The organism is Megasphaera sp. SC8-1 (assembly GCF_024436295.1).
GTDB lineage: Bacteria > Bacillota > Negativicutes > Veillonellales > Megasphaeraceae > Megasphaera > Megasphaera elsdenii.
Window position 1 is genome coordinate 1 of the sequence record NZ_JANFQH010000002.1, and the last position, 1,453, is coordinate 1,453.

Sequence of the window (1,453 nt, forward strand, 5' to 3'; positions counted from 1 at the left end):
ATCTCGCTTCTATAAGCGGGAGAGGTTCAAATAATACAATTAATTTGTTCATATCTTTCATTTTTATTTTGGAAAGGTGGTTTTTCTTTGAAAATTCCAAAAAACAACTTACAGGCAAGTATTGTCCTGCCCAGTATCTTATTCATTGGAATCGTCGTCATAAGCTGTATCTTCTTTCCTGACCGTACAGATGCGGTTTTAAGTAATGTAAAGGAATATATATTCAGTTCATTTAGCTGGGTGTATATTCTTTGCGTCGCCTTCTTTTTCCTCTTCCTGGTCATCTTATGCCTGGGAAAACTCGGTGACATCCGATTGGGAAACGAAGGTCAACTACTCCCGACTAAAGTCGGGAGCTTGTAAGTCGGAACTGCATAGGTACTAACGACATCTAAAAGATGGTCTTCCTAAATCCGCCTACATCATCGGGTGGCTGACAACACCCGCTTTGCTAAGGAGTTTACTCCAAAGCAGTTGTTATTCTTTCGTAACGAGGATTGTTATCTCCGGAAATCCACATAGTTCCGAGGAGCTGAATATTCATAGCTCCGATACGGTCATCGTTAGATCTGTAACCACACTGGCAACTATACAGATGTCTGTGGTGGTCACGATTTTCTTTATGGATAGTACCACATTTGGGGCAACGTTGGGAAGTATATCTAGCCGATACCTTCAGGACTTCGGAGCGATTCTCATGGGCTTTGTAAGTCAAAAATTGTTCCAACTGATAGAATGCCCAGCTACGCAAATCATTGTTTTGTTTTGCCGTTCTGGAAAGATTGGATTCTTCAAAGCTAACGCTGGTTAAATCTTCAAGCACAAACAGTGTATCTTTGCCGTATTTCTCAATGAGTGTCTTAGAAATCTGATGGTTAACATCGGACATCCAACGGTTCTCTCGTCCAGAAATGGCTTTGAGTTTACGCTTTGCTGATTTTGTACCTTTAGATTGAAGTTGCTTACGAACTTCTTGAAACTTGTGTCGTTGGGTCGCAACCTTCCTGCCAGAAACAAATTCTGTTTTTCCCTGCTCGTCATAGCTGACGGTAAGGAAACGGAGTCCCCTGTCAATGCCGACAACGTGACGAACGGTTTCCTTTTGGAAGTCCTCAACAATTTTGGTCACAGGGATATGGAGATACCATAAGCCTTTCAGTTCGACCAGTTTCGCTGTACCAAGGTCATAAGAGCCATCAAGATATTCCGCAAAATGCTTGCCCTCAAAGGTGCATTTGGTTCTTTTCCCGAGCGTATTGATGGACAGAACCTGTCCGCTACCAACGAAGCTATAATCACGATTGCGAACCAAGTCCACTTGTGGGCGGCTAAAGAACACAGGCTTCCAAAGCCATTCCAATGTCTTGGCGATGCGTTGCCAGTTGCCATTCTCATCTTTATATCTGTAAGGATTTTGGAAGAGCTGTTGTTTTACCGTCTTATATCTGGCAAT

2 protein-coding genes are annotated in these 1,453 nt (G+C 42.7%); one reads left to right on the forward strand and one right to left on the reverse strand.

Features of this window, described 5'->3' with window-relative positions:
* Positions 1-87: 87 nt before the first annotated feature.
* The gene (locus NOS26_RS00115; RefSeq protein WP_255917083.1) at positions 88-363 is read left to right on the forward strand and encodes a BCCT family transporter; all 276 of its coding nucleotides are present in this window, start codon (positions 88-90) and stop codon (positions 361-363) included.
* Positions 364-460: 97 nt separating this feature from the next.
* Here NOS26_RS00115 and NOS26_RS00120 read toward each other — a convergent pair.
* Positions 461-1,453: transposase (locus tag NOS26_RS00120; RefSeq protein WP_255917084.1), on the reverse strand; the 993-nt coding region annotated here is incomplete at its 5' end.